5 protein-coding genes are annotated in these 6,089 nt (G+C 52.9%); 4 read left to right on the top strand and 1 reads right to left on the bottom strand.

All coding sequences use genetic code 11. The features are described from left to right. Positions 1–768 precede the first annotated feature (768 nt). Positions 769–1,155: a holo-ACP synthase gene (gene acpS / locus ACTHRH_RS22605; protein ID WP_144934439.1), complete on the top strand. Its 387-nt coding sequence runs from the start codon at positions 769–771 to the stop codon at positions 1,153–1,155. Positions 1,156–1,304: 149 nt separating this feature from the next. Here the strand turns inward: acpS and ACTHRH_RS22600 are convergent, their stop codons facing one another. Continuing rightward, positions 1,305–1,676: a c-type cytochrome gene (locus ACTHRH_RS22600; protein WP_144934441.1), complete on the bottom strand. Its 372-nt coding sequence runs from the start codon at positions 1,674–1,676 to the stop codon at positions 1,305–1,307. 315 nt (positions 1,677–1,991) lie between these two features. Here ACTHRH_RS22600 and ACTHRH_RS22595 point away from each other — a divergent pair, with 315 nt between their 5' ends. The 3 genes from ACTHRH_RS22595 (at position 1,992) to glpK (ending at position 6,012) form a co-directional block, all read left to right on the top strand. Then, positions 1,992–2,558, top strand: a complete 567-nt coding sequence (locus ACTHRH_RS22595; protein ID WP_186328271.1) for a glycerol-3-phosphate responsive antiterminator — start codon at positions 1,992–1,994, stop codon at positions 2,556–2,558. A 177-nt stretch (positions 2,559–2,735) separates the two neighbouring features. Then, the gene (locus ACTHRH_RS22590) at positions 2,736–4,412 is read left to right on the top strand and encodes a glycerol-3-phosphate dehydrogenase/oxidase (protein WP_379286668.1); all 1,677 of its coding nucleotides are present in this window, start codon (positions 2,736–2,738) and stop codon (positions 4,410–4,412) included. Between the two features lie 121 nt (positions 4,413–4,533). Continuing rightward, positions 4,534–6,012 (top strand): glycerol kinase GlpK, encoded by a 1,479-nt coding sequence (gene glpK, locus ACTHRH_RS22585; protein ID WP_379286666.1) that lies wholly within the window; start codon positions 4,534–4,536, stop codon positions 6,010–6,012. The last annotated feature ends 77 nt before the right edge of the window (positions 6,013–6,089 follow it).

The raw sequence follows: 6,089 nt of genomic DNA, 5'->3' as shown, positions 1-6,089 counted from the left end.
GCCGTAAAATAATTATAGCGTACAACCCTATTTTCATCATCTGATGGTGCCGCGGTCAGCAGCATGGGGGTCTACCTGGAAAAACTACAGTTAGAATGGGCAACTTTGGGCGAAACGGCTGTTTTGGCGCAAACTAACTGTAGGTTTTCCATTTAATATTCCTATTTCCCCCGAATATAGAAAATTAACTGGATGAAATCCATTTAGACGCTCATGCCTCTGGCTGTGGCACCATCAGATAATGGAAATAAATGGATTTTTTAAGGTAGTTTTCAAATTTCACACTAATGAAGGTAGCGTCACAAAGCTTGTGTAAGCTGGCGGGGTTATCCAGCTCCTGGACAGCCCGGCCGGGACGATGAATAAGAAATATTTAAAGCTCGGTGGAAGACGCAGCCCAAGCGAAGGCGCGGGAAGCGGGTTTTTATCTGCTTCCGGGTCATCCATCCGGATAACGTTCCGCAAACAGATCATAATGAAGCACGATTTTCAGGCTTAGTGCCAATAAAAATGGACGCCATCCCCTATAGCTGTGATTTAAAATTTTGGTGCATCATCAAGCTATTTCTTTGTTTAGAATGGTTTATTGACACTTCCACTTAACCAAACAAAGCGGTGTTGTTCTGTCAAGACCCTATTATTTCGGGGCATTTTCCTTTATCTATAAGGGATCCCCGTCAATCTGAGTCTGCGAAAGTTGAGTTTAGAATAAGTACTTGAACCGGACAAATTTCGAGGCCGCCTGCCTAGATAGGAAGGGACACAGACGTGATCATTGGAGTCGGGACCGATATTATTGAAATTGCGAGAGTACGGAAGCTGATGGAGGAGCCATCGGGCCCCCGCTTTGTAGAGCGGGTTCTTACTCCCGATGAGCGAAAGCTGGCCGAACAGCGTCAGGCCAGGCTCCATGAATATGTAGCCGGACGCTTCGCCGCCAAGGAGGCTGTGGCGAAGGCTTTGGGCTGCGGGATAGGCAGACAGGTAGGCTTTCAGGACATCGGGGTGCTTCCCGATTCGAACGGGCAGCCGCAATGCCGATTGTCGGAGGCTTCATTAACCCGGTTGGGCCTGGCAAATATACAGATCCATCTAAGCATCTCCCATAGCGAAACTATGGCGACGGCTTTTGCGGTAATCGAAAGGGCGGAGTGACGGCACATAACGGACAGGCCGGTATTCGTCGGGGCAGGAAGACCGGGGTACGAGCATAGGGAATCCCGTAAGCTTGCCGATCAAGCAGATAAAACCTCCATCCGCTAAATAAGCGGGGTGGAGGTTTTAATGAAGGATCAAGCGCCCTTCTACTTCTTGGTAGACAACCAATCGGCCAATGCATCGATTTGATCGGCGCTCAGAGTGTTCTTGAAGGCGGTCATCCCGTTGCCGCCGTTCTCGATTTTGGTCGCGATCTGATCCTTGGACAGCTTGCCGCCGACCTTCGTCAGGTTCGTATTGCCTCCAAGCTTTCCTTCCAGATTAGCTCCATGACATGCTATACAGTGCTGCTTAAACAATGCTTCCGCATCGACGGTGGTCGCCGGCTGCTTTCCGGTTTCCCCGTTAGGTGCTCCCGGGGCAGGGCTTGCGGTTCCGGCATCGTCCTTCTTGCCGGCGCAAGCAGCCAAAGCGGCTATAAGCAGCAGACAGAAGATAAAGACCATCACTTTTTTCATTATCTTGTTCATCCCCTTATCTATGTTAATCATCCATTCACGATAAGCTTAAGGTTTCCATTCTCCTTGTGCTTCATTCATGAAAGAGGACGGGGTTAATAACATGGACCAGGCTCATTCACCCGTATGACATAAGGAATTTCGATCCAATCCCGATAAGGTTGCTTAGTTACGGAAATTAAAGTAAATACTACCGGAATGATATCTATAAGTTTAGATGAAACTTGCTTTCTATGCTAAAATACTATACAGCAAAGCAACGAGACTAACGGGGGATAGCTGCAATGCGGCCGTGCCCTTGCGGGAGGCGTGACTGTGGAGCGGATAGTCGATATGGTCGAGCATCAAGTGATCGCTGCGGTTCGGTCGGAGGAAGAATTGGCGGAGGCTCTCGGCAGCCGGGTAAATGTTATTTTTCTGCTGATGGGCTCGATAGGCAATCTGCAGGAGCTGGTCACCAAAGTAAGAGACAGCGGCCGGCGTGTGTTTGTTCACCTCGATTTCATTGAAGGGATTGCCTCGGACCGGAGCGGGGTTCAGTATATAGCAAACCATATTCATCCGGACGGGATTCTCTCCACGCGCAATCATTTGATCGGGATGGCCAAGGAAAACGGGATGAAAGCCATTCAACGGCTTTTTCTGATTGACAGCACGGCGATTCGCAATGGGATGAAAGCGATTCGCTCATCGGGCGCGGATGCGGTGGAGATCATGCCCGGCCTGATGCCCAAGGTGATTCGCGAGCTGACCGAGATGACGGAATTGCCGATTATTGCCGGCGGACTGATTAGGGAAGAGGAAGAGGTCCACGAAGCTCTGAAGGCAGGGGCGCTGGCCGTTTCGGTAGGCGAACCGGATCTGTGGCAAATGAAGTTATAGACAACGGAAAAGCGCTAAGCTATAATGAAATTAACGATGCATAAAGCTATGGGCGGAGACGATAAGAGAACCCTTTGCTGAACTTGCACCTTTATTTAGGTGTACAGTTTGAGCCAAAGGGTTTTTTGTATTTTCTCCGCTCCGCAAATAATAGAGAACAAAGGGGGAAATACAGCGATGAGTCAAACATTTTCGGCATTGAAACGTTCGGAAATTCTGGAAGCGATGCAGGCGGAGAAGCAGGACGTGCTGATTATCGGCGGAGGGATTACCGGTGTGGGCACAGCTTGGGACGCCAGCCGGCGGGGCTTGAAAACAGCGCTGGTCGAAATGAACGATTTCGCATGGGGAACGAGCAGCCGTTCCACGAAGCTGGTTCACGGCGGGCTGCGGTATTTGAAGCAGGGTGAGGTTAAGCTGGTCATGGAGGTCGGCAGGGAACGGGCGCTTCTGCACCGCAATGCGCCGCATATCGTTATTCCCGCTCCGATGCTGCTCCCCGTTTATAAAGGAGGCACTTATGGTTACCTGGCCTCCTCCGTCGGGTTGTACGTCTATGATTTGCTGGCGGGAGTGAAGAGAAAAGAACGCCGCAAAATGTTCAACCGGGAGAAAACGATGGAGATCGAGCCTCTGTTCAAGACAGAAGGGCTGAAAGGCTCGGGATACTATTACGAATACCGGACGGACGACGCCCGGCTGACGATGGAAATTGCCAAATGCGCCAACCGGAACGGGGCGAAGCTGGTCAATTATGCGAAAGCGGAACAATTCCTGTATGACAACGGCAAAGTGGTGGGCGTCAGGGTAACCGATCAATTAACCGGAGAGAGCTACGATCTGTATGCGAAGAAAATCGTGAACGCAGCCGGGCCTTGGGTGGATAAGGTCAGAGAAAAGGACCATGCCATCGTCGGCAAGAGAATGCTGCTGACCAAAGGAGTGCACCTGGTCGTCGATTATTCGAAGCTTCCCATTCGGCAGGCGGCCTATTTCGATGTTCCCGACGGCCGGATGATCTTCGTCATTCCCCGGGACGGTAAGACATATATTGGAACGACGGACACGTTCTACAAGGATGCCATTGAAGAGCCGCGGACAACGGATGCCGACCGCGATTACTTGATCGATGCAGTGAATGCCGCGTTCCGAAACGTGAAGCTGAAGGCTTCGGACGTCGAGTCGATGTGGTCCGGTCTCCGCCCGCTTATCCACGAAGATGGGAAGAAGCCGTCCGAGGTATCCCGGAAGGACGAAATTTTTGTAGCCGAATCGGGTCTTATTACGATTGCCGGCGGTAAACTGACCGGCTTCCGCAAGATGGCGGAGAAGGTGGTCGATCTGGTCGCCAAGCAGCTTGGCGCAGAGGAAGGGACCAGCTACCCTCCATGCAGTACGGATCAGGAGGTCATCAGCGGCGGGGAAACCGGCGGCGTAAGCTACGAGGAATACAAGGAGCGGATTATCCGGGAAGGAGAGGGGCTCGGATTGGCGCGGGAAACGGCCGCTTATCTGTATTCCCGTTATGGCTCCAACACTCCTGTCATTTATAACAAAATCCGCGAGTGGGAGAAGGAAGCTGCGCTAGATGTGGAGCAGAAGGCGCTCATTGCCGAGGTGCATTACTGCATCGAGCATGAGATGGCCGCATCGGCTGTTGATTTTATCGTCCGGCGCACCGGATTGATGTTCTTTAACGTGAAACGCGCCCGGGAAATCAGCGAATCGGTGCTTCATATTATGGCCGATCGCCTGGCTTGGGACGAAGCGGAGACCGAACGGCAGAGAGAGCGGTTGAACAAAGCGTTCGAAACGGTACGGGCGGTTCCTGCCAAATCCTATCCTGGACAGTAAGAAGGACAGAGGCCCGGACGGGGCTGGCTGCAAGGTTTGCCAGCCCTTGACCGGCTTGAAGTATGTTAGAATGGATATATAGGAATTCATGATCTTTTTTTTCGAAAGCGGGAGGGGTACAATGCCGAAACAATATATTCTAGCGCTGGATCAGGGGACGACAAGCTGCAGGGCTATTCTCTTCGACCGTTCGGGGCAAGGGGTGGCCATGGCTCAGAAGGAGTTTACCCAGCATTTTCCGCAGACGGGTTGGGTAGAGCATGATGCGGAAGAAATATGGCGGGTGCAGCTGGAGGTTATACGGGAGGCCGCTGCTCAGGTGAAGGCGGAAGATATTGCCGGTATCGGGATTACGAACCAACGGGAAACCACTGTTGTTTGGGATCGGGAAACCGGGAAGCCTTTACATCGGGCCATCGTCTGGCAGTGCCGGAGGACGGCCGATCTGTGCGATCAGTTGAAAGCGGATGGCTGGGAGGAGAAAATCCGCCAGAAGACGGGGCTTGTGACCGATCCGTATTTCTCGGGCACCAAGCTGCAATGGCTGCTGATGAATCATCCGCACATCCGGGAGAAGGCTGATTCCGGCCAAGCGTTGTTCGGAACGATCGATAGCTGGCTCATCTGGAATTTGACCGGGGGGAAGATTCACGTTACGGACATATCGAATGCATCCCGGACCATGCTGTTTAACATTCATGAACGGGATTGGGATGATGAAATCCTGCAGCGCCTGTCTATTCCGCGCAGCATGCTGCCTGAAGTGAAATCGTCCAGTGAGGTATATGGCTATACTTCTTTGCTGGGAGACGGGATCGACATTCCTATTGCGGGAGCGGCTGGCGATCAGCAAGCGGCGCTGTTCGGTCAGGCGTGTTATTCCGCAGGAATGGCCAAGAATACTTACGGAACCGGTTGCTTTATGCTCATGAATACCGGTCCGAAGCCTATCGCTTCCCGCAAAGGTCTGCTCACTACCGTGGCTTGGGAAATCGACGGGCAAATTGAATATGCGCTGGAAGGAAGCGTCTTCACGGCCGGGGCGGTCATTCAATGGCTGCGCGACGGTTTGGGGATCGTGGAACGGGCCTCCGACAGCGAGCAAGCGGCAATGTCCGTTCCGGATACGAACGGCGTTTACTTCGTACCGGCCTTCACCGGCCTGGGAACCCCTTACTGGAATCCTCACGCCAGGGGCATGATTACGGGATTAAGCCGGGGAACGGAGAGGGCGCATTTGATTCGTGCGGCGCTGGAAGCCATTGCTTATCAGTCGGCGGAAGTGCTGAGCGTCATGGAAGAGGAGTCCGGCATCAGCCTGCAGCAGCTTAAGGTGGATGGCGGTGCGGTGCAAAATAACTTCCTGATGCAATTCCAGGCGGACATTATCGGAACAGAGGTCTTGCGGCCCAAGGTGCAGGAAACCACCGCGTTGGGCGCCGCATTCCTGGCCGGCCTGGCCGTAGGCTTATGGAAGGATAAAGAGGAATTGAAATCAATTTGCGCCCAGGACGGACATTTCGTTCCCGAGATGGGGGAAGAAGAACGTCAGGCCAAATTTGCCGGCTGGAAGAAGGCGGTTGCCTATCAAGTCGGCTGACGGCACGGCAATCATAAATTATATGGACGCCGTCCCCTTGTAAGAGCGCGATTAGGGGACGGCGACAGGAGCCCGGG

The sequence above is a fragment of the Paenibacillus sp. SAFN-117 genome (assembly GCF_051966115.1).
In the GTDB taxonomy this organism is placed as follows: Bacteria; Bacillota; Bacilli; order Paenibacillales; family NBRC-103111; genus Paenibacillus_L; species Paenibacillus_L residui.
Note: the sequence above shows the minus strand (reverse complement) of the source record. Positions and strands in the feature narration are given on the sequence as shown.